Here is a 19,979-nt window from a genome sequence, read left to right as displayed (position 1 = left end):
ATGGCTCCACCACATGGGAACGACAGACACACACCCGGTCACCCGCCGGGCCACACCCGTCGGGCACTGCTCGCCGGGGTGGCGGCGGCCGGCGCGCTGGGCGCGGCCGGCTGCAGCCGCGTGGCCACCGCGTCGACCGGCAACGGCGGCGATCTGCTCGACCGGCTGAAGGCGCAGGGCGTCGTACGGCTGGGCATAGCGGGTGAGATCCCGTTCGGGTACATCGACAAGGACGGCCGACTGACCGGTGAGGCACCGCAGTTGGCGAAAGCAATCTTCAAGCGGCTCGGCGTCGGCAGGGTGCAGCCCGTGCCCACCGAGTTCGGCTCGCTCATCCCGGGGCTGAACTCGCAGCAGTTCGACGTCGTGGCCGCCGGGATGTATGTGACCCCGGAACGCTGTGAGCAGGTCATCTTCGCCGACCCGGACTACCAGGTGCTCGACTCCTTCGTCGTCCGCAAGGGCAATCCGAAGGGGCTGTACGACTACAAGGACGTCGTCGCGAAGAAGGCGAGGTTCGCCACCGGCACCGGGTACGCGCAGATCCAGCACGCCGTCGACGCCGGGTACAAGCAGGGCGACATCCTGATCGTGCCGGACCAGGTCGCCGGGCTGAACGCCGTAGAAGCGGGGCGAGTCGACGTCTTCGCCGGTACGGCGCTCACCACCCGCGCGGTCGTGGAGAAGTCGGCGAAGGCGGAGTCGACGCGGCCCTTCGCACCGCTCGTCGACGGGAAACCGCGGATCGACGGGGGCGCGTTCGCGTTCCGGCCGACCGAGACGAAACTGCGCGACGCCTTCAACGTCGAGCTGCACAGGCTCAAGAAGAGCGGGGAGCTGTTCCGCATCCTGCGGCCCTTCGGGTTCACCAGGGCCGAGATGACGGACCTCACCGCGAAGGAGCTCTGCGGCGCATGACCTCAGGACTCTGGGAACTCGTCCTCAAGGGGATCTGGACCACGGTCCAACTCCTCGTCCTCAGCGCGCTGTTGGCGACGGCCGTGTCGTTCGTCGTCGGCGTCGCCCGCACCCACCGGCTGTGGATCGTCCGCTTCCTCGCCGGTTTCTACACCGAGGTGTTCCGCGGCACCTCCGCCCTCGTCATGATCTTCTGGGTGTTCTTCGTCCTGCCGGTCGCCTTCGGCTGGCAGCTCGTCCCGCTGTGGGCGGGCACCCTCGCACTCGGGCTGACCTACGGCGCGTACGGCTCGGAGATCGTGCGCGGCGCGCTCGGCGCGGTCGACCCGGCGCAGCAGGAGGGCGGGGTCGCGCTGAGCTTCACGCCCTGGCAGCGGATGCGGCTGATCCTGCTGCCGCAGGCGGTGCCGGAGATGATCCCGCCCTTCTGCAACCTGCTGATCGAACTGCTCAAGGGCACCGCCCTGGTGTCCGTCATGGGCATGGGCGATCTCACCTTCAGCGCCAACCTGGTGCGGCTCGCGCTGCAGCAGAGCGCGGAGATCTACACGTACATCCTGCTGATCTACTTCGTGATCGCCTTCACGCTCACCCGGCTGATGCGCGGCCTGGAGAAGCGGCTGAAGGCCGGGATCGGCAAGGCGCCCGGCAACGAGAAGACCGCGCGTGAACTGAAGCGCGCCCAGACCACAGGGGTCGGAGGCCGGGTCGCATGAACTGGGACTGGAACGCCGTACGCGACTTCATGCCGTACTTCTGGGACGGTCTGGCCGTCAGTCTTCAGGCCCTGCTCCTCGGGTCGCTGATCTCGTTCGGGCTCGGGCTGGTGTGGGCGCTGCTGATGCGGGCGCCAACTCGCTGGGTGCGCTGGCCCGTTGGGATCGTCACCGAGTTCGTGCGGGACACCCCGCTCCTGGTGCAGCTGTTCTTCCTCTTCTACGTGCTGCCGGAGTGGGGGCTGACCTTCTCCGCGCTGACCACCGGTGTCCTCGCGATCGGACTGCACTACTCGACGTACACGATGCAGGTCTACCGCGCCGGCATCGAGGCGGTGCCCGTCGGCCAGTGGGAGGCCGCGACCGCGTTGAACCTGCCGGTGCGGCGGACCTGGACGGCCGTGATCCTGCCGCAGGCGATCCGCCGCGTGGTCCCGGCGCTGGGCAACTACGTGATCGCGATGCTCAAGGACACCCCGATCCTGATGGCGATCACCGTGCTGGAACTGCTGGGACAGGCCCGGCTCTTCTCCCAGCAGCACTTCCAGTTCACCGAGCCCATCACCGTGATCGGGGTGGCCTTCGTCCTCATCTCCTATCCCGCCTCCCTGCTGATCCGAGCCCTGGAGCGACGCCTTGTCCGCTGACACGCCCCTCATGAACGATCCCGACGCCCACGCCAACCCGCCGGTCGACGGCAGCGAGCTGATCCGCCTCGACCACGTCACCAAGCGCTTCGGGTCCAACACCGTCCTCGACGACCTCGACTTCTCCGTCGAGTCCGGCAAGCACGTCACGCTCATCGGGCCCTCCGGATCGGGCAAGACGACGATCCTGCGGCTGCTGATGACCCTGACGAAGCCGGACGAGGGGACGATCACCGTCGACGGGGAACAGCTCTTCCCCGCGCCCGAGAAGCGGGTCCGCGAGATCCGCAAGAAGATCGGGATGGTCTTCCAGCAGTTCAATCTGTTCCCGAACATGACCGTTCTGCGCAACATCACCGAGGCACCGGTCACCGTGCTGGGCATGCCCAAGGACGAAGCGGAAGCGCGCGCACTGGAGCTGCTGGACCTGGTCGGCCTCGCCGACAAGGCCGGCGCCCGCCCGACCCGGCTGTCCGGCGGCCAGCAGCAGCGCGTCGCGATCGCGCGGGCGCTGGCGATGCGCCCGCAGGTGCTGCTGCTCGACGAGGTGACCTCCGCGCTGGACCCGGAGCTGGTCGCGGGCGTGCTCGACGTGCTCCGGGACATCGCCCGCACCACGGACATCACCATGCTCTGTGTGACCCACGAGATGAATTTCGCCCGGGACATCTCGGACCAGGTCCTGATGTTCGACGCGGGCAAGGTCATCGAATCGGGCCCGCCGGAGCGGATCTTCGGCGATCCGGAACACCGGCGGACCCGGGAATTTCTCGGCGCGATTCTTTGACGTTTGTTCAACTACGCCAAGTGAACAACCGAACACCCAAGGTCTACGCCACGTGGCATGTCGTAGGCATATGCCAATGGTCCCGCGTCCCAGTTGGGAGGGCATGAGCAGGGCCACAATCTCGCCAACAGCCGCTCCACATCGGCCGTTTGACAGCTATCGTGGAGAGGATTCGCTGTCCGGTATCACGGCCCAAAAAGCGAGCGCAGGGAGAAACACCGTGGCGCTGATGCACGAGCCGACCGCTCCCTACCACTCGGTACAGGACGCACTGCGCATCCTGGAGACCGTCGCGGGACACACCACCGGCGTCACCGACACCGAACTGGCCCGCCGCACCGGCCTCGGCGTCGAGCGCCTGACCATACTGCTGCGGACCCTGCGCCGCGAGGGCTACGTCGAGCAGCTCACCGACGGCGCGTACGTCACCGGCGAGGCCCTGGGCCGGCTCGGCTCCGCGGCCGGCCGCGACCATGCGGTGCGCGCGCAGATCCAGCGAACCCTGGACCGGCTGCGCGACTCCCTGGGCGCGGCGGTCTACGTCAGCCGGTACGTCGACGGCGAGATCACGATCACCCAGTACGCGGCCGGACCCACCACCCCGGCGGTCAACGAGTGGGTCGACTTCCGCTTCTCCGCGCACGCCACCGCACTCGGCAAGAGCCTCCTGGGCCAGCTCGACCACAACGGCCGCCGCGACCATCTCTCCCGCCACAAGATGGCCCGCCTCACCTCGCGCACCATCACCAGCGACAAGCTGCTCCTCTCCCGCCTGGAGACCCAGCCGCCGACCGTCCCCCACCTCGACCTCCAGGAGTACGCGGTGGGCACGGTCTGCGCGGCCGTCCCGATCACGGCCGGCTCCTCGGTGGGCTGCCTGGCCCTGTCCCTCCCGGTCGAACACGCCCACCGCCTCCGCCAGGCGGCGGACACCCTGAACCGCGAAGCGGGTCCGGTCCTGCTGTCCCTCGCGATCTAGCAGCTGACCCGGACCTGGTCCGGAGCACCCCTCCGGACCAGGTAGTATTTTCTCGTCGCCCTCCGCGAGACTCAGATCCAGCGGAAGGCGTGAGTCATGCGCCGCTAGCTCAGTTGGTTAGAGCAGCTGACTCTTAATCAGCGGGTCCGGGGTTCGAGTCCCTGGCGGCGCACAGGTGAAGGGCCTCTCGTTCCGACGAGGGGCCCTTCGGCATCCTCCGGAGTCAGCCGTCGATAGGCCCCCTCCCCCGGTGGCCGCCACCACACCGGATCGGCGCACCGGATCCCCTCCCGCCGCAGCCCCGCGCGGTGGATCTTGTTGGTCGCCGTGACCGGCATCCGCCGTACCACCCGTACGAAGCGGGGTGCCATCTTTGTCCCCAAGTCCGGCTGGGCGAGCAGGAATTCGGCGAAGGCGAGGGGGTCGAAGTGACCGGCGACCGTGGCCATGACCTGGTCGCCGGTCACCGGGTCCGGTACCGCGTACACCGCCACGGCGTCGGCGCCCTCGTAGCGGGCGAGGATGTTCTCGATCATCGCGGCGGCCAGGTTCTCGCTGTCGACGCGGAGGCGGTCGTCGGTGCGGCCGGCGAAGTAGAGGTAGCCGTCGGTGTCCCGGTAGAAGAGGTCGCCGGTCCAGTACCAGCCCTCCCGGCGCCGTTCCGCGTCGGCCTCCGGGTTGCGCCAGTAGCCCTCGAAGGGGTTGGGCGCGCGGTTCACCAACTCCCCTATCGCCTCCTCCCCGTTGAGCAGCCGCCCGGCCGCGTCGAAGACCGCGGGCGGGCACTCCGCCCGCGTCTGCGGATCGAGTACGGCGAGCCCGGGCGCCGCCCGTCCGACCGCCCCGGACGGTGTTCCCGGCGACCACTGCACCGCCGCCCCGCCCTCCGAGGACCCGTACCCCTCCACCAGCCGCACCCCGAACCGCCGCTCGAACGCCGCCGCGTCCACCGCACCGGCCTCGGTGCCGAAGCCCATCCGCAGCGGGTTGTCCCGGTCGTCGGGGCGTTCTTCCGTGGCCAGGATGTACTGCACCGCGCGGCCGACATAGGTGAAGTACGTGGCCCCGTACGCCCGTACGTCGTCCAGGAACCGGGACGCCGAGAAGCGGCGGCGCAGTGCCACGCCCGCCCCGGCCGCCAGTGCCGGTGCCCAGTCGGCGATCACCGCGTTGCCGTGGAACATCGGCATGCAGATGTAGTGCACGTCGTCCGGGCGGACCCCGAAGCTGTCGACCAACGAGGCTCCGGCGGCGGCCAGGCGGCCCTGGGTGCAGATCGCGGCCTTCGGGGCGCCGGTGGAACCGGAGGTGAAGTAGAGCAGGACGCGGTCGTCGGGGGTGGCCCGGGAGAAGGCGTCCGGTTTGGTGTTCGCGTACGGCGCGAGGAGGTCGTCGTAGGCCTGAGTGTCCGTCACCAGAAGCTGTACATCGGGGAGTTGGAGATTCCCGATCAACGGAAGGTGTGCGCGCCCGGTGACCAGGATCCGGCATTCCGTGTGCAGGATGTCGCGGGCCAGTTCGGGGCCGCGGCGGGTGGGGTTGATGCCGGCGACGGCCGCGCCCGCGAGGGCCGCCGCGCTCAACCACAGGGGATATTCGGGGGTGTTGTCGAGCAGCACTCCGACATGGGGTGCGGTGCCGGGTGGCAGGAGGTCGGTGAGGAGCGCCGCCCTGGCCGCGGCGCCGGCCGCCATCTCGTGGTGGGTGAGCACCCGCTCCTCGCACCACAGTCCCGGGCGGTGGTCGTCCCACCGTGCCTGTACGAGTTCCGCGACGGTACGCCTCCTGGACTCCATGAGGGCGCACGGTAGTTGACGTACCGTCAGATGTGGAGTCTATGAACCCATGAAGAAGTCCGCCGCCCTGGCCATCTCGTGGGTCACCACGATGAATCCGATGCAGAAGGCGATGAACACACCGAGGAACACCAGCACGCAGCCCATCTCCGCCGCGAGCTTCCCCCGGGCCGGAGCGTGGGCCGTGGCCCGCTCCGGGTGGTCGGCCGCGTAGTGGACGGTGACGATGTCGCCCTCCAGGACGGTCCCCGGCCCGTTCGCCTCCTCGAAGCGGACGGTCCGGCCGTCGCGGGTCGTGAACTCGTAGACGTGGTGCAGCGAGGTCGACACCATGGTGTCCCCGGCACCGCCGCTGGTCGTCGTGTACGTCCGCAGACAGCGGCCCTCGGCCGTGAGCCCGCTGTTCCAGGCGCTGCTGACCCGCCGCGAACGGCGGACCACGGCGACCATGCCGGCCAACGCGAAGGCGATCATGAGCAGAGGCACGACGTAGAACAGCGCTTCCATGGTGTCCCCCGAGGTCAGGTACCGCTTGATGGAGGGAACCTACCCCCGGGGAACACCGGACTGTCTCAAGCAATGCTCAGAAAGTGACGTCCGAGCAGGCGTAGAACGCGTTTGCCGTGTCCGCGATCGTCCACACCGCCACGATCACGTGGTGGCCGGTCAGGCCGGACGGGAGGGTGCCGCTGTGCGAGAGGGTGGCCGGCGGGCGCTGGCCGTTGTAGGGGACGGTGAGGAACGGCGTGGTGTTGAGGTCCGAGCGGGCCAGGTTGTGGTTCTGGTTCCAACCCGCCTTGGTGACGTAGTACTTGAAGTCCGTGGTGGCGTGCATGGCCGTGAACTGCCAGCGGAAGGTGTACGACTGACCACCCGTCACCTTTGTCGTCGGCCAGGCGGCGCCGGACGGGGCCTTCGGCGCGCTGAGTTGGGCGAAGCGGCTGATGCCGCCGTTGCAGATCTGGCCGTCGGCGGGACCGGCGGCCGGGAAGCCCTTGGGGCCTTCGACGCTCTGCGGCTCGTACTGGATGTCACCGCAGTTCGTCACCGTGCCGTTGGCACAGAGCTTCTGCCTGCTGATGGGGAGGTCGGTGTAGCCGTGGCTGCTCGCGGCCCCGGACGAGAGCACGATGGCCCCGGCCGTGGTGAGCCCGAGCACGCCCGCGTACCACTTGGTCTTTTTGCGCATGCTGCCGCTCCTGGAGAACGTGTGGGGAGTTCCGTGAGCCGTGCAGGTCTAGACCAAGTCCCAGATTATTGCCCTTACTTGACCGTGTCCATACCACTCACGGCGCGGCTTCCCCGCGTCCCGAACAGAAGGCGACCGTCAAGTCCTTGACCAGCGCCTTGCGTTCGTAGTCGTCCAGCTCCACCAGGCCGCGCATGGTCAGCCGGGTGACGGTGTCCTCCACCGAGTCGACCACCGAGGTGAGCATCGTCGCCCGCTGCTGCGCGTCCAGCGTGGCGATACGGCGCCGGGTCATCGCCGCGGCCACCTCCGGGGCGTACTCGACGCGCAGCGGCTGCACCGAGAACACCTCGATCCCGACCGGCCCCGCGTCCGCCGCGACCAGCCGGGTCAGCGCGTCGACGGCCGGCTCGGCCGCGCCCTTCGCGCCACCGCCCGGCGGCTCCACCGGCACCCGGGTCAGTGCCGCCTCCACGCACTCGCGCAGATATGTCTCGTGGTCCTCGACCCCGAGCGTGGCCCGCGCGGTGTCCCGCACCCGCCACACCACAAGTACGGCGACCCGCAGCGCGACCCCGTTCGCGTCGGCGGCCGGCATCGGCTCGCTGCGCCAGTGCCGCAGCCGTACGTCGACCCGGCGGCGCAGCAGCAGCGGGTTGACCCACATCAGCCCGGTGCGCCGGACGGTCCCCCGGTACCGCCCGAACAGGCCGAGCACCCAGGCCCCTCCGGTACGGCCCCGGGCCAGACCGCCGAAGCCGAACAGCCCGAGCGCGCCCGCACCGGCGTACGCGGCCCACTGCGCGGGACCGAGCCCGGCACCGGCGTGGACCGGCAGCCGTAGCGCGTCGGCCGCGAGCGGGGGCAGGACGCCCGCCCACCACGAGGCGGCGAGACAGCCGGCGAGCCCGCAGGAACCGGCGAGCACACCCGCCGTGCCGGGCAGCACCCGGGCAGGCCGCTCCACCAGTTCGGGGTCGACCTCCGGGGCCGGGCGCGGCTTGGCCGGGAGGGGACGGCGGAAGCGCGGCTGTTCGCCGGTGCCCTGCCTGCGCCCTACGACGGCGGGTCTGAGCGGCAGCGACACCGGGTCGGGGTCGTCGCGGAACAGCAGGTGGACGGGGATCTCGGTGGTCGACTCGTTCTGGATGAGCCGCGCGGGTCGGGTCTGCCCCTCGGGCGGTCCCACGGGTTCCTCGTTCTCGGGCGTCTGTGAAGTGGTCGTCGTACTCATGCGTGCCTCCAGCCTCCGCGCCAGATACGCCATGACAGTTCTTGGGTCTTTTGGACTTACGAGAAAAGGCGGCGCCAGGTCTCCGGCCCCGGGTAGCCGTCCGCCGCGCCGCCGCGCCAGCCCTGGGCGCGTTGGAAGGCCTCGACGTTGCGCCGGTCCGGTTCGCCCCAGCGCGGTCCCGGGCCCGTCGTGTAGTACCTGCCGAAGCCCTTCTTGACCAGCTGCTTTCCGAGTTCGGTGACGTACTTGTTGGTCGCGCCCGGGCGGAACATGCCCCGGCCGGGGTAGCCGGGGACGCCGTGCGAGGCGGCCGGGGCAGCGGGCGGGCCCGCCGCTCCGACGACCGCGCCGCCGATGTTCCTGCCCTTGCCGGTGATCAGCAGTTCCCAGGTCAGCGGTCCCGGCAGGCCGTCCGCGTCCGCGCCGGTCCAGCCCTGGGCCTTCTGGAACGCGTGGGTGGCCAGCAGGTCCGCGTCCGACCAGACCGGGCCGGGACCCGCGGTGTAGTAGGCGCCGGCACCCCGGGCGACGAGCATCGTGCCGAGCTGGGTGACGTACTTGTTGTTGGCGCCGGGACCGAAAAACGCCGCTCCCGGGTACGCCGTCTTCGGCGTGACCGCACCGGCCGGGGTCACCGGGGGCACCGCGGGCTTCGAAGGCGCCGCGGGCTTCGGGTTGACCTCCGCCGCGCTCATCGTCAGGCCCTTGTAGCGGTAGGGGACGTAGTTGGCGGAGTGGCTCCAGTACGCGTACGGCGTGGACTGGCGCCGGGCGTGCGAGGGGGTCTCCTCCAGGGCGATGTAGTAGGTGTGCGTGTAGTCGGTCCAGCCGCCGAAGATGACGACGTGGGAGCCCTTCTCGGGATTCTCCGGATTGTGGAACAGCAGAATGTCGCCGGGCTGCAGTTCCTCCTTGGAAATACGCGTCCCGTACTGGTCGAGGCTGCCGGTCCATTCGTTCCCCGGCAGCCCCCAGGCCATCGAGACGAACCCCGAGCAGTCCTGCCGGTAACCGTCGGACCAGTATTCGTTCATGCTGTACGGCACCTCGGCCGTGATCCAGGTCTTGGCCCGGTTGATGATCTCCGCGCGGGTGGTCGCGGGCGCCTTGAGGACACCGGCCGGCTTCGCCGGTTTTCCGCTCGGGCCGTGCAGCGGGGCCTTGGTGCCCTGCGGGGTGGCGGGCTCGTCACCCGTGTCACCTGCGGGGACGCCGGAGCGGGGCGAGGTGTGGGGGGCGGCGAGGGCCGGTACGGCGTGCCCGGCGGCTAGGGTCGCGGACGCGGCGGCGGCCACCACCAGGACTCGTTGGGCGGTGGGCCGGCCGCCGGTTCGGACGGTCGGGGAATGCGGCAGGGCGCGCCGCCGGTGAACGCATTCCGGGCAATCACAATCGCTCGCGGGATCGAATTCCTCGAATACCGGAGTCTCCATGCGATGCCCCTCACACTCCAGGTGGAAAATTCCGCGCTCGTGCACGTCCGCCAGTTTCTCAACTGTCTTCCGGACTCGCATGTTGACGGTCCGAATGATGTACAAGGGCCCGCCGAGGGGCTGAGGGGGTGGTCGGGAGCACCCCCGGGCGTCCGGTAGAGTTGTGCAGGTCAGCAGGCGCCGCTAGCTCAGTTGGTTAGAGCAGCTGACTCTTAATCAGCGGGTCCGGGGTTCGAGTCCCTGGCGGCGCACAGACAGCGAGGCCCTCCGCACTGCGGGGGGCCTTTTGCATGGGCGGAACACGGGCCTCACCCCGTTTGGCCGGATACCCTCTCGCCATGGCAGCCCGTGACCTTCAGGAGCGGATCAAGAAGCTCATCCTCGACCGTCGGCTGCCCTCGGGGGCGCCGCTGCCGACCGAGCCCGAGCTGATGGTGTTCCTCGGCGCGAGCCGGAACTCGGTGCGCGAGGCGCTCAAGGCCCTCCAGGCGATGGGGATCGTCGAGATCCGGCACGGGTTCGGGACGTACGTCGGCCCGATGTCGCTCGCGCCGATGGTCGAGGGTCTCGCGTTCCGTACCGTCGTCGGGCACTACCGGGGCGAGGACAGCCTGCTCCAGCTGCTCGAACTGCGGGAGGCGGTCGAGTCGGGGCTCGTCGCCCGGCTCGCGGGGCGGCTGCCGGAGCGGGATCTCGTCGAACTCGACGCGCTGGTAGGGCGGATGGAGCGGGAGGCGGCCGAGGGGGTCGGCCTCGCGGCCACCGACCGCGCCTTTCACGCCACTCTCTACCGGGGGCTGGACAACGCGCTGCTGAGCGAGGTCCTGGAGGCCTTCTGGGACGCCTTCCACCGCGTCCGCGCCGATCTCGCAGCCGGCCCGCAGGACCCCGAGGTCACCTGCCGCCAGCACCGGGAGATCCTCGACGCGGTCCGGTCCGGGGACGCGAAGCGCGCCGAGCAAGCCATAAGGGAGCACTTCGACAACGTGCGCACAAGGCTGTCCACAACGACTCCACCCGATCCCCACACGCACCCCAATGAACGCGTATGACCGGTAAACACCGCGTTTCGTGTCTTGCGATCAAGATGAACACCGTAGAACCCTGGTTTTGAAGATGCTGTCGGTACACGGCAGTTGAGGGGGTAAGGAACCGGTTGCGCGGTTTCGCGGGGAGGAGGGGCCCCGCCGGGGAACAGATGTCGGAGGGGGCATCGCGCAACCGGACGGTCGCAGTCGCATGTCTTTGTGAGTGGACTGTGTGGTGACTGTGGCCACCACTGACACGCCCGTCGCGGGTCGAGGGGGACCCTGACGGGCGGCCGCGACAAACAGACACGCGCGTTCTCGCGTGTGGGGGGATGACTCATGACGTCGACGCCGACGGGCGCCCGGCAGGGCTTCGACCCGTCACAAACCACCGAACTCAGAGTCCCGGGACACCGGACCGGCAGCTTCCGCCGGATCAGGAAGACGCTTCCGAGATACGACTACGAGCACTACAGCCGCCTTGCGGGACCCCTCACCCAGCCCGCCCCGGACCGGCCGTACAAGGTCCAGTACCGGTCGCTGCTGTCGCAGGAGACGCACCGCGTCCGCGCCGCGCTCATGCTGGGCGCGGCGCCGTTGCTGTCCCTGGTCCTGCTGGGCTGGCTGCTGCAGCCCAAGCACTGGACCCAACGCGACTATCCCGCCTACGACTTCCTGCCCGCGCTGGACATCGTGATGCTGGTCGCGATCGGTCTGATCGAGTTCTTCCGCTGCATGAACGTGCTGTCCAACGCGCACGCCACGCTGGTCGCCCGCGACCCGATCCCGGTGGTGCCTCAGACCGGCACGAGAGTCGCGTTCATCACGACGTTCGTGCCCGGCAAGGAGCCCCTGGAGATGGTCACCAAGACCTTGGAGGCGGCCGTACGGCTGCGCCACCGGGGGCTGCTGCACGTGTGGCTGCTCGACGAGGGCGACGACCCCGAGGTCAAGGCGGTGTGCGGGCGGCTCGGCGTGCATCACTTCTCCCGCAAGGGAGTCGAGAAGTGGAACCGGCCCAAGGGACCCAACCGCGCGAAGACCAAGCACGGCAACTACAACGCCTGGCTGGAGGCGCACGGCGACGAGTACGACTACTTCGCCTCCGTCGACACCGACCACGTCCCGCTGCCCAACTACCTGGAGCGGATGCTCGGCTTCTTCCGCGACCCGGACGTCGGCTTCGTCATCGGCCCCCAGGTGTACGGCAATTACGACACCCCGGTCACCAAGGCCGCCGAGTCGCAGCAGTTCCTCTTCCACGCCCTGATCCAGCGGGCCGGCAACCGCTACGGCTCGCCGATGTTCGTCGGCACGTCGAACGCCGTACGGATCAAGGCACTTCAGCAGATCGGCGGGCTGTACGACTCGATCACCGAGGACATGGCAACGGGATTCGAAATGCATCGGGCCAAGAATCCGGCGACCGGGAAGAAGTGGAAGTCGGTCTACACGCCGGACGTCCTCGCGGTCGGTGAAGGGCCCAGTGCCTGGACGGACTTCTTCACGCAGCAGCTGCGGTGGTCGCGAGGCACGTACGAGACGATCCTGAAGCAGTACTGGAAGGGCTTCTTCTCGATGCCTCCGGGCAAGCTCTTCAACTACACCATGATGATCATCTTCTACCCGATGTCGGCCCTCAACTGGATACTGGCGGCGCTGAGTTGCGCGCTGTTCCTGGGCCTGGGCGCCTCGGGTGTGAACATCGACCCGACGATGTGGCTGATGCTCTACGGCAACGCGTCCGCGCTGCAGATCGGCCTGTACATCTGGAACCGGCGGCACAACGTCTCCCCGCACGAACCGGAGGGGTCGGGCGGGGTCGCCGGCATGGTGATGTCCGCGCTGTCGGCGCCGATCTACGCCCGCTCGCTCTTCGACGCCGTACTTCGGAGGAAGAGCAAGTTCGTCGTGACGCCCAAGGGTGACTCGGCCAGCCCCGACACGCTGTTCGGGACGTTCCGGGTGCACTGGTTCTTCATCCTGATCTTCGGCGGCTCGCTGATGGCCGGGTTCGAGAACGGGCACTCCCACCCCGCGATGATCACCTGGGCCACGTTCGCCCTGCTGATCACCGCGTCGCCGATCCTGGCCTGGCGGTACATGCTGCGCCAGGAGAAGAAGCAGCCTCCCGTCGCCCCCACCCCCACCGTCCCTCAGCAGAAGCCCAGTTGGGCGGCGGCGGGCAACAGCGAGCAGACCCTGCAGATCGCGCTCGGTGCGACAGGGGGACGTAAGGAATGAAGGAAGCCGGCCGGCGCCGTGCCCGTCGACTCGCGATCAGCACGGTGGTCGTCATCGCCCTGGCCGGGATGAACGGGCCCTGGCTGTACAGATTCGGCACCGAGAGATACCACCAGTACGTCATCAACAAGCCCGAGTACAAAGCCGACAACGGGCACTGGGACATCATCCAGTTCCCGAAGAAGTACCGGCAGGACACCATTCACGCGGCGCTGTTGCGCACCGGCAAGGTGCTGCTCATCGCCGGGTCGGGCAACAACCAGGACAACTTCAACGCGAAGAAGTTCGACACCCGGATCTGGGATCCGGTCAAGGGCACCATCAAGAAAGTGCCCACTCCGGCCGACCTGTTCTGCACCGGGCACACCCAACTCGCCAACGGCAACCTGCTGATCGCGGGCGGCACCCAGAAGTACGAGAAGCTGAAGGGGGATGTGAAAAAGGCCGGGGGCGTGATGATTCTCTACAACGAGAACCCCGACAAGCCGATGACCCTGCCCCAGGGGACCAGGTTCACCGGCAAGGCGAACGGCAAGTCCTTCCGCTCCACGGACTCCGTCATCGTCCCGCGCGCGATCAAGGTGTTCGACAAGAAGACCGGCAAGTTCCTGCGGAACAACCCCGGTTACGCCCGGGTCGTCGTCGAGGCACCCAAGGAGGGCACGCAGTACGAGACCGGCACCCAGGACAACTACCGCATCCAGGGGCTGACCGGCGCCGACGAACGCAACACGTACGGCATCGGGAACAAGTTCGGGCTCGACAAGCGGGACTTCGAGGGAATCAAGAACGCGTACGAGTTCGATCCGGTCGCCGAGAAGTACATCAAGGTCGATCCGATGAACGAGGCACGCTGGTATCCGACCCTGACGACGCTGTCGGACGGCAAGGTGCTCAGTGTCTCCGGGCTCGACGACATCGGGCAGTTGGTGCCGGGGAAGAACGAGATCTTCGATCCGGCGACGAAGACGTGGACGTACACGAAGACGAAGCGGCAGTTCCCGACGTATCCGGCGCTGTTCCTGATGGAGAACGGGAAGCTGTTCTACTCGGGGTCCAACGCGGGGTACGGGCCGGACAACGTGGGGCGCGATCCCGGCATTTGGGATGTCGGCACGAATCAGTTCACGAAGATTCCCGGGCTGAGCGATCCGAACATGATGGAGACCTCGGCGACCGTGCTGCTCGCTCCCGCGCAGGACGAGAAGTACATGGTGATCGGGGGCGGCGGTGTCGGTGAGTCGAAGCTGTCGACCAACAAGACGCGGCTGGTCGATCTGAAGGACGCCGATCCGAAGTTCGTGGACGGGCCCTCGCTGGAGAAGGGCACGCGGTACGCGCAGACGTCGATCCTGCCGGACGACACCGTGCTGGTGTCGGGCGGGTCGGAGGACTATCGGGGGCGGAGCGACTCCAACATCCTTCAGGCTCGGCTGTACCACCCCGACACGAACACGTTCGAGAAGGTCGCCGATCCACTGGTGGGGCGGAACTACCACTCCGGGTCGATCCTGCTGCCGGACGGGCGGGTGATGTTCTTCGGGTCCAACTCGTTGTACGCGGACAAGGCGAACACGAAGCCGGGGGTTTTCGAGCAGCGGATCGAGATCTATACGCCGCCGTATCTGTACCGGGATTCACGGCCGGATGTTTCCGGGGGGCCGGAGAGCATTGCGCGGGGCGCGTCGGGGACGTTCACCTCGCAGCATGCTTCTTCGATCAAGAAGGTGCGGTTGATTCGGCCGAGTGCGTCCACGCATGTGACGGATGTGGATCAGCGGTCCATTGCGCTGGACTTCAAGACGGCCGGGAACAAGATCACGGTGACTGTGCCCAAGGACAAGAATCTGGTGCAGTCGGGGTGGTACATGCTGTTTGTGGATGACGATCTGGGGACGCCCAGTAAGGCAGTGTGGGTCAAGGTGCCGTAGAAGGTTGTCGGTTGGGTGCGGGTGCGTGGGGGCTGGGCGCGCAGTTCCCCGCGCCCCTTAGGGGGTTGAGGCTTGCGCCAGTTTCAGGGCGTAGGTCGGCCACCATTCGCCTGCCTTGGGGCCGCCCTTGCACTCGCCGTCCGACTCACCCGGGCGTTTGATCCAGAGGTACGCGTCCACCAACGGGTCGGCCGTCTTCGTGGTCGGGGTTTCGCCGAGGGACCTGCCCGGGGGGTTGCACCAGTTCTCGTCCTCGTCTCCTGCCGTATACGGTCCGTTGCCGTTTCGGCTGGTGTCGATGACGAAGTGTTTGGCGTCCACCTTGGCCGAGAGTTGTTTGCCGTACGCGATGGAGTCTTCCGTGGAGTAGAAGTTGGAGACGTTCACCGCGAAGCCGTCGGCCTTGGTGATGCCCGCTCGTTGGAGGGGCTGGTAGATCTCGTCGGGGTGGCCCCAGCCTGCGTTTCCGGCGTCGAGGTAGACCTTTGTGTGCTTGAGGGACTTGAGTTTGGTGATGGCGTAGTTCAGGAGGTCGTAGCGCTCGTCCTGGAACTGGGCGGGTGTGCAGCCGTCCACGAGGTGGAGCAGGGCGTCGGGTTCGAGGATGACCGTGGCGGAGCGGTCGGCGATGCCCTGGGCCACCGCGTCGATCCAGGCGCGGTAGGCGTCGCCGTCGCCCGCGCCGCCCTGGGAGTACTGGCCGCAGTCGCGGTGCGGGATGTTGTAGAGAACGAGGAGCGCGGTGCGGCCGGCCTTGTCGGCGGCCTCGGTGAAGCCCTGCGCCTCCGCCTTCGGGTTCTCCGGGCCGATCCACTCCCCGGTCGGCTGTTCGGCGATCTTCCGGATCTGTGCGGCGTCGCCGGTCTTGCCCGCCTTGGTGTAGGCGGCGAGCTGCCGGGCCGCGTTGGTGTCGGGGTTGACCCAGATCGGGTCGGCGCCGCCGGGCTGTTGGGTGATCTTCGCTCCCGCGTCTGGTTTCTTGTCCCCGCCCCCCGAGGAACAGCCCGCGAGGAGCAGTGCCGCCCCCAGGACCAGCGCCGACGCCCGTGTGCCGAAGGGGACCGGGGTCCCCTGGCTGCCGTACATCCAACTCCCCCTTGGCTGTACCGATCCAAGGCTCAATCGTGACATACGTGGCGTGCCGCCCACGAGAACGCCCGGGATGTTGTCGGCCGGTTGTTACAGCACGGCTGCGTTGGGTAGGCGCCCGGCCCTAGGGCACAGGGGGAAGGTGGCCGGCATGCACCGGATGAACGGGGAGGGGCGGCTCGCCGCGGCGCTGGTGGAGGCGGCCGACACGCTGACCGAGACCTTCGAGACCGGTGACTATCTGCGCCGACTGTCCGACCACTGCGTGGAGTTGCTGTCCGCGTGGACGGCCGGGGTGATGCTGATCGACGGCGGGGAGGCGGTGTCGCTGGCCGGGAGCAGTCATCGGGAGGCGGTGGCGCTCGATCTGCTGGCGGCCCAGCACGGTGGCGGGCCCTGTCTGGAGAGTTACGGCTCCGGGCGTGCCGTGGCTCCGGTGTCGATCGGGGTGGCCCATGCCGCCGCCCGGTGGCCGGAGTTCACCGAGCGGGCGCTGCGGCACGGGATCGTGGCGACCTTCGCGGTGCCGGTGCGGCGGCGGGACACGCTGCTCGGCGCGCTCAATGTGTTCGTGGCGACGCTGCCCAACGGCGGCCCGGACGGCGGCCGTTGGGAGTTGGTGGTGGCGCAGGCCCTGGCCGACGCGGCTGGGCTGGGGCTGCAGAACCAACGCGCGCACGCCCAATACCGGTCTCTGGCCGGGCAGTTGCAGGAGGCGCTGTCGAGCCGGGTGCGGATCGAGCAGGCCAAGGGGATGCTCGCGGAGCGCTGGCAGGTCGGCACCGACGAGGCGTTCGTCGAGTTGCGCCGGTACGCGCGGCGGCGTCGGCTGCCGCTGGACCGGGTCGCGCGGTCGGTGATCGAACGGGGCGTGGACGACGCCGAGTTGAGGGCTCCGTAGAACCCTGAATCACCTGTGCATATGACAGGGAGCTACCGCGTCGGGACATGGCGTCATTCGCCCTCTAGGCCCGGGCGCTCATTCGTTCTACAGTCGACTCCAACGGCCCCGGTCCCCGGCCGGTTCATACCCTCCACCGCGGTGTTTTCCCATGCCTCCCGCGCAGTTCGCCGGGTTACTCCCGCAGCCCGGGCACGCGCGGTCGAGGACCAGCCCGGTCGGCGGCTTCGGGGGGAGCGGGTCGTCGGCCGGGCCAGGTGCGGTTCAGGAACCGGTTCCGGTGAGGTACGCGGACACGATGACGTTCGCCGTGTAGCTGCGGTCGGCGCGGTCGAAGGTGCCGCCGCAGGTGATGAGGCGCAGCTCGGCGCGGCCCGACTGCCTTGTGCCGTAGGCCTGTTGGGCGTCGAAGTGGGCGCGGGTCAGCACGCGTACGTCGTCGACGGTGAAGTCGGCGACCTTGCCGTCGTCGCGGACGACGCGGATGGTGCGGCCCGGGCGCAGCGTGCTGAGCTTGTAGAAGACGGCGGGCCGGGTCTCGGTGTCGACGTGCCCGACCATCAGCGCGGTGCCGGCGGCCCCCGGCCGAACTCCGTTCTCGTACCAGCCGACCACGCCCGCCTGGTCGAACGGCGGTGGGTCGATCGCGCCCTGCGCGTCGAGGCCGCGGTTCACGACCGGTGCCTGTACGGCGAGGTCGGGGATGTCGATGCGCTGCGGCAGCGCGTTGCCCAACGGCTTCGCGGCGGGCGGCAGTTCGGCCTCGGGTGGCCGTCCGACCGCGGCCACGTCGCCGGTGGTCGGCGCGGATATGCCCTGCCGTATGTCGGTCAGGTCCTGGCCCCACAGCCACAGCCCGAGCAGCAGCACGGCCCAGGCCACGCCGGTCAGCAGCCGTCCGGTGCCGGTGGAGTGCTCGTGCTCGGCGGGCCGGTCGTGATCGAACATGGCCGGTCAGTCCGTCCGGCTGGGCCTACGACTCCGGCGGACGCTGCGCAGCGCCACGGCCGTCGCGGCGGCACCGGCCAGCAGCAGCCCGACCACCGCGTGCACGGTGCCGGGACCGGCCGCGCGGGCGTCCGCGGCGGCGAGATGCGCGGTGCCGCCACCGCCCGCGTGGACAGGGGCGACGGGTGAGGCGGGGGGCTGGGAGGAGGGGGATCCTGATTCATTTCCTACGACCTTGATCGCGCCCTTCACCGTCACGCTGCCGCAGGTGATCTTCACGTCGTAGCTGCCCGGTTCCAGCGAGGAGCGGACCCGGGTCTCGCCGGCGAGGGTGCCGGCCGTGCCGACGAGTTTCGCGTCGGCGACGAACGCGTCCGACGCCGCCGAGCCCGTCGTACCGGAGCAGCCGCTGATCTTGAGCGCCACGTCGGCGCCGGGGGCGGGGGACGCGGGGGTCACCGAGACCGTGCCTCCGTCCGCCGCGTGCGCCGTCGGGGTGAGCGCCGCGAGGACCGCCGCGCCCGCACAGAGAGTGACCTTCAGTGAGCCCATCGTGAACCTCCAGATAACTGGAGACTCCTCCTGGTCACCCGGTCGCGCATCCCTGGCGGGGCCCGATTGCTCCGTATGGGGGAGGTGACATCCGGAGTGCATAGCATGGTCACCATGACAGAGCGCAAGCCCATCGAATCGTGGCTCACCGACATGGACGGGGTGTTGATGCACGAGGGCGTCCCGGTTCCGGGCGCCGACGCGTTCATCAAGAAGCTGCGGGAGACCGGGCGTCCGTTCCTGGTCCTCACCAACAACTCGATCTACACCGCGCGTGACCTGCACGCCCGGCTGAACCGGATCGGGCTCGAAGTGCCGGTGGAGAACATCTGGACCTCGGCCCTGGCCACCGCCGCCTTCCTGGACAACCAGCACCCCGGCGGCACCGCCTACGTCATCGGCGAGGCCGGCCTGACGACGGCGCTGCACGACGCCGGTTATGTGCTGACCGACTCGGACCCCGACTTCGTGATCCTGGGCGAGACCCGGACCTACTCCTTCGAGGCGCTGACCAAGGCGATCCGGCTGATCAACGACGGGGCCCGGTTCATCGCCACCAACCCCGACAACACCGGCCCCTCCCCCGAGGGCGCGCTCCCCGCGACCGGCTCGGTGGCCGCGCTGATCACCAAGGCCACCGGCAAGGAGCCTTACTTCGTCGGCAAGCCGAACCCCCTGATGATGCGCAGCGCGCTGAACACCATCGGCGCGCACTCGGAGACCAGCGCCATGATCGGCGACCGGATGGACACCGATGTGCTGGCCGGTCTTGAGGCCGGGATGACGACCTTCCTGGTGCTGACCGGTCTGACGACCAGGGCCGACCTCGACCGTTACCCCTACCGCCCGACGCGGGTCGTGGACTCCATCGCGGACATCGTCGACCTGGTCTGAGGCTGAGGCTGAGGCGTCAACTCCGCGAGCAGCGCGGGCAGTTCGGCGACCGAGCCGAGGACGTGGGTCGCGCCCGCGCCGCTCAGCGCGTCCCGCCGGTGTGCCCCCGTGAGCACACCGGCGACCACACCCGCCCCGGCGCGGACGCCGCTGAGCATGTCGTACGAGGTGTCGCCGACCACCGCCATCTGTCCTACGGCGTCCGCGGCGGCCGTCCGCAGGAACGCGGTGAGGACCATGTCCGGGTACGGGCGTCCCCGGCCCCCGGCGTCGGCGGGGCACAGGATGAGATGCGCGAGGTCCTGCCAGCCGAGGGCGGCCAGGATCGCGTCCTGGGTGGGGCGGGCGAAGCCGGTCGTCAACACCACTGTGCGGCCTTGGGACTTGAGGGTCTCGATGGTCTCGCGGGCGCCGGGGAGGTAGGTGACCCGGCCGTCGTGGACGAGGTCGGCGTAGGCCGACTCGAAGGCCCTGTTGGCCTGTTGGGCCTTCGCTTCGTCGCCGAACAGGTGGCGGAAGACGGAGATCTTGGACTCGCCCATGGTGGCGCGGACGTGGTCCAGCATCGTGGCGGGTTCCGCGCCCAGGTGCCGGGCGGCGGCGGTGAAGGCCTGCTCGACGAGGCCGTCGTCGGCGACGGTGGTGCCGGCCATGTCCAGGACGACGAGGCGGATGTGCTGGTTCATCGGTCGC

19 protein-coding genes and 2 tRNA genes are annotated in these 19,979 nt (G+C 68.9%); 12 read left to right on the top strand and 9 right to left on the bottom strand.

Annotation, left to right across the window (positions count from 1 at the left end; genetic code table 11):
* The 6 genes from ehuB (at nucleotide 1) to ACIBJH_RS18955 (ending at nucleotide 4,219) form a co-directional block, all read left to right on the top strand.
* The gene (gene ehuB / locus ACIBJH_RS18980; protein WP_399117977.1) at nucleotides 1–918 is read left to right on the top strand and encodes an ectoine/hydroxyectoine ABC transporter substrate-binding protein EhuB; all 918 of its coding nucleotides are present in this window, start codon (nucleotides 1–3) and stop codon (nucleotides 916–918) included.
* Nucleotides 915–1,634 carry an ectoine/hydroxyectoine ABC transporter permease subunit EhuC gene (gene ehuC / locus ACIBJH_RS18975; protein ID WP_019065827.1) on the top strand — a complete coding sequence of 240 codons (720 nt, stop codon included), beginning with the start codon at nucleotides 915–917 and terminating at the stop codon, nucleotides 1,632–1,634. Before ehuB ends, ehuC begins: the two co-directional genes overlap by 4 nt.
* The gene (ehuD, locus tag ACIBJH_RS18970) at nucleotides 1,631–2,281 is read left to right on the top strand and encodes an ectoine/hydroxyectoine ABC transporter permease subunit EhuD (RefSeq protein WP_399117976.1); all 651 of its coding nucleotides are present in this window, start codon (nucleotides 1,631–1,633) and stop codon (nucleotides 2,279–2,281) included. The genes ehuC and ehuD overlap by 4 nt, the downstream gene beginning before the upstream one ends.
* A 10-nt stretch (nucleotides 2,282–2,291) precedes the next feature.
* A complete protein-coding gene (ehuA, locus tag ACIBJH_RS18965; RefSeq protein WP_399117975.1) occupies nucleotides 2,292–3,068 on the top strand; it encodes an ectoine/hydroxyectoine ABC transporter ATP-binding protein EhuA in 777 nt (258 codons plus the stop codon).
* Nucleotides 3,069–3,288: 220 nt separating this feature from the next.
* The gene (locus tag ACIBJH_RS18960; protein ID WP_399117974.1) at nucleotides 3,289–4,047 is read left to right on the top strand and encodes an IclR family transcriptional regulator; all 759 of its coding nucleotides are present in this window, start codon (nucleotides 3,289–3,291) and stop codon (nucleotides 4,045–4,047) included.
* 98 nt (nucleotides 4,048–4,145) lie between these two features.
* Nucleotides 4,146–4,219: transfer RNA gene (locus ACIBJH_RS18955), tRNA-Lys, on the top strand.
* On the opposite strand, the gene ACIBJH_RS18950 is transcribed toward ACIBJH_RS18955, so the two are convergent.
* The 5 genes from ACIBJH_RS18950 to ACIBJH_RS18930 form a co-directional block, all read right to left on the bottom strand.
* Entirely contained in the window at nucleotides 4,185–5,843 is a 1,659-nt protein-coding gene (locus tag ACIBJH_RS18950) for a long-chain-fatty-acid--CoA ligase (protein ID WP_399117973.1), read from the bottom strand. The two genes, ACIBJH_RS18955 and ACIBJH_RS18950, sit on opposite strands and share 35 nt — an antisense overlap.
* A gap of 39 nt (nucleotides 5,844–5,882) precedes the next feature.
* Nucleotides 5,883–6,350 (bottom strand): DUF3592 domain-containing protein, encoded by a 468-nt coding sequence (locus tag ACIBJH_RS18945; RefSeq protein ID WP_399117972.1) that lies wholly within the window; start codon nucleotides 6,348–6,350, stop codon nucleotides 5,883–5,885.
* A 76-nt stretch (nucleotides 6,351–6,426) separates the two neighbouring features.
* A complete protein-coding gene (locus tag ACIBJH_RS18940; protein WP_201049362.1) occupies nucleotides 6,427–7,032 on the bottom strand; it encodes a lytic polysaccharide monooxygenase in 606 nt (201 codons plus the stop codon).
* Between the two features lie 97 nt (nucleotides 7,033–7,129).
* A complete protein-coding gene (locus tag ACIBJH_RS18935) occupies nucleotides 7,130–8,266 on the bottom strand; it encodes an SPFH domain-containing protein (protein ID WP_399117971.1) in 1,137 nt (378 codons plus the stop codon).
* 56 nt (nucleotides 8,267–8,322) lie between these two features.
* Complete coding sequence (locus ACIBJH_RS18930; protein WP_399117970.1) at nucleotides 8,323–9,699, bottom strand: peptidoglycan-binding protein; 1,377 nt, start codon at nucleotides 9,697–9,699, stop codon at nucleotides 8,323–8,325.
* Nucleotides 9,700–9,876: 177 nt separating this feature from the next.
* On the opposite strand from ACIBJH_RS18930, the gene ACIBJH_RS18925 reads away from it, so the two are divergent.
* The 4 genes from ACIBJH_RS18925 (at nucleotide 9,877) to ACIBJH_RS18910 (ending at nucleotide 14,902) form a co-directional block, all read left to right on the top strand.
* Nucleotides 9,877–9,950: transfer RNA gene (locus tag ACIBJH_RS18925), tRNA-Lys, on the top strand.
* 87 nt (nucleotides 9,951–10,037) lie between these two features.
* A complete protein-coding gene (locus ACIBJH_RS18920) occupies nucleotides 10,038–10,751 on the top strand; it encodes a FadR/GntR family transcriptional regulator (RefSeq protein ID WP_399117969.1) in 714 nt (237 codons plus the stop codon).
* 315 nt (nucleotides 10,752–11,066) lie between these two features.
* On the top strand, nucleotides 11,067–12,971 hold the full coding sequence (locus ACIBJH_RS18915; protein ID WP_399117968.1) for a glycosyltransferase family 2 protein: 1,905 nt from the start codon (nucleotides 11,067–11,069) through the stop codon (nucleotides 12,969–12,971).
* On the top strand, nucleotides 12,968–14,902 hold the full coding sequence (locus tag ACIBJH_RS18910; protein ID WP_399117967.1) for a galactose oxidase-like domain-containing protein: 1,935 nt from the start codon (nucleotides 12,968–12,970) through the stop codon (nucleotides 14,900–14,902). Before ACIBJH_RS18915 ends, ACIBJH_RS18910 begins: the two co-directional genes overlap by 4 nt.
* 57 nt (nucleotides 14,903–14,959) lie before the next feature.
* On the opposite strand, the gene ACIBJH_RS18905 is transcribed toward ACIBJH_RS18910, so the two are convergent.
* Nucleotides 14,960–15,988 carry a glycoside hydrolase family 6 protein gene (locus ACIBJH_RS18905; protein ID WP_399117966.1) on the bottom strand — a complete coding sequence of 343 codons (1,029 nt, stop codon included), beginning with the start codon at nucleotides 15,986–15,988 and terminating at the stop codon, nucleotides 14,960–14,962.
* Nucleotides 15,989–16,142: 154 nt separating this feature from the next.
* On the opposite strand from ACIBJH_RS18905, the gene ACIBJH_RS18900 reads away from it, so the two are divergent.
* Complete coding sequence (locus ACIBJH_RS18900; RefSeq protein ID WP_399117965.1) at nucleotides 16,143–16,892, top strand: ANTAR domain-containing protein; 750 nt, start codon at nucleotides 16,143–16,145, stop codon at nucleotides 16,890–16,892.
* 264 nt (nucleotides 16,893–17,156) lie between these two features.
* Here ACIBJH_RS18900 and ACIBJH_RS18895 read toward each other — a convergent pair whose 3' ends face one another.
* Together ACIBJH_RS18895 and ACIBJH_RS18890 are read right to left on the bottom strand one after the other, a co-directional pair.
* Nucleotides 17,157–17,840, bottom strand: coding sequence for a class F sortase (locus tag ACIBJH_RS18895; RefSeq protein WP_399117964.1), 684 nt, complete (start codon nucleotides 17,838–17,840; stop codon nucleotides 17,157–17,159).
* Between the two features lie 6 nt (nucleotides 17,841–17,846).
* Nucleotides 17,847–18,392: a hypothetical protein gene (locus ACIBJH_RS18890; protein WP_399117963.1), complete on the bottom strand. Its 546-nt coding sequence runs from the start codon at nucleotides 18,390–18,392 to the stop codon at nucleotides 17,847–17,849.
* A gap of 114 nt (nucleotides 18,393–18,506) precedes the next feature.
* Between ACIBJH_RS18890 and ACIBJH_RS18885 the strand changes: the two genes are divergently transcribed.
* The gene (locus ACIBJH_RS18885; protein WP_399117962.1) at nucleotides 18,507–19,286 is read left to right on the top strand and encodes an HAD-IIA family hydrolase; all 780 of its coding nucleotides are present in this window, start codon (nucleotides 18,507–18,509) and stop codon (nucleotides 19,284–19,286) included.
* On the opposite strand, the gene ACIBJH_RS18880 is transcribed toward ACIBJH_RS18885, so the two are convergent.
* Nucleotides 19,232–19,972: a phosphonatase-like hydrolase gene (locus ACIBJH_RS18880; protein WP_399117961.1), complete on the bottom strand. Its 741-nt coding sequence runs from the start codon at nucleotides 19,970–19,972 to the stop codon at nucleotides 19,232–19,234. The two genes, ACIBJH_RS18885 and ACIBJH_RS18880, sit on opposite strands and share 55 nt — an antisense overlap.
* Between the last annotated feature and the right edge of the window lie 7 nt (nucleotides 19,973–19,979).

It is taken from the genome of Streptomyces sp. NPDC050548 (assembly GCF_044457385.1).
GTDB lineage: Bacteria > Actinomycetota > Actinomycetes > Streptomycetales > Streptomycetaceae > Streptomyces.
Note: the sequence above shows the minus strand (reverse complement) of the source record. Positions and strands in the feature narration are given on the sequence as shown.

Bases quoted from the DNA above. Each gene is read 5' to 3' on its own strand.
- ehuC (WP_019065827.1), top strand. From the start codon at position 915: ATGACCTCAGGACTCTGGGAACTCGTCCTCAAGGGGATCTGGACCACG.
- ACIBJH_RS18895 (WP_399117964.1), bottom strand. From the start codon at position 17,840: ATGTTCGATCACGACCGGCCCGCCGAGCACGAGCACTCCACCGGCACC.
- ACIBJH_RS18940 (WP_201049362.1), bottom strand. From the start codon at position 7,032: ATGCGCAAAAAGACCAAGTGGTACGCGGGCGTGCTCGGGCTCACCACG.
- ACIBJH_RS18945 (WP_399117972.1), bottom strand. From the start codon at position 6,350: ATGGAAGCGCTGTTCTACGTCGTGCCTCTGCTCATGATCGCCTTCGCG.
- ehuA (WP_399117975.1), top strand. From the start codon at position 2,292: ATGAACGATCCCGACGCCCACGCCAACCCGCCGGTCGACGGCAGCGAG.
- ACIBJH_RS18920 (WP_399117969.1), top strand. From the start codon at position 10,038: ATGGCAGCCCGTGACCTTCAGGAGCGGATCAAGAAGCTCATCCTCGAC.
- ACIBJH_RS18915 (WP_399117968.1), top strand. From the start codon at position 11,067: ATGACGTCGACGCCGACGGGCGCCCGGCAGGGCTTCGACCCGTCACAA.
- ACIBJH_RS18935 (WP_399117971.1), bottom strand. From the start codon at position 8,266: ATGAGTACGACGACCACTTCACAGACGCCCGAGAACGAGGAACCCGTG.
- ACIBJH_RS18900 (WP_399117965.1), top strand. From the start codon at position 16,143: ATGCACCGGATGAACGGGGAGGGGCGGCTCGCCGCGGCGCTGGTGGAG.
- ACIBJH_RS18890 (WP_399117963.1), bottom strand. From the start codon at position 18,392: ATGGGCTCACTGAAGGTCACTCTCTGTGCGGGCGCGGCGGTCCTCGCG.
- ehuD (WP_399117976.1), top strand. From the start codon at position 1,631: ATGAACTGGGACTGGAACGCCGTACGCGACTTCATGCCGTACTTCTGG.
- ACIBJH_RS18885 (WP_399117962.1), top strand. From the start codon at position 18,507: ATGACAGAGCGCAAGCCCATCGAATCGTGGCTCACCGACATGGACGGG.
- ehuB (WP_399117977.1), top strand. From the start codon at position 1: ATGGCTCCACCACATGGGAACGACAGACACACACCCGGTCACCCGCCG.
- ACIBJH_RS18880 (WP_399117961.1), bottom strand. From the start codon at position 19,972: ATGAACCAGCACATCCGCCTCGTCGTCCTGGACATGGCCGGCACCACC.
- ACIBJH_RS18930 (WP_399117970.1), bottom strand. From the start codon at position 9,699: ATGGAGACTCCGGTATTCGAGGAATTCGATCCCGCGAGCGATTGTGAT.
- ACIBJH_RS18905 (WP_399117966.1), bottom strand. From the start codon at position 15,988: ATGTACGGCAGCCAGGGGACCCCGGTCCCCTTCGGCACACGGGCGTCG.
- ACIBJH_RS18910 (WP_399117967.1), top strand. From the start codon at position 12,968: ATGAAGGAAGCCGGCCGGCGCCGTGCCCGTCGACTCGCGATCAGCACG.
- ACIBJH_RS18950 (WP_399117973.1), bottom strand. From the start codon at position 5,843: ATGGAGTCCAGGAGGCGTACCGTCGCGGAACTCGTACAGGCACGGTGG.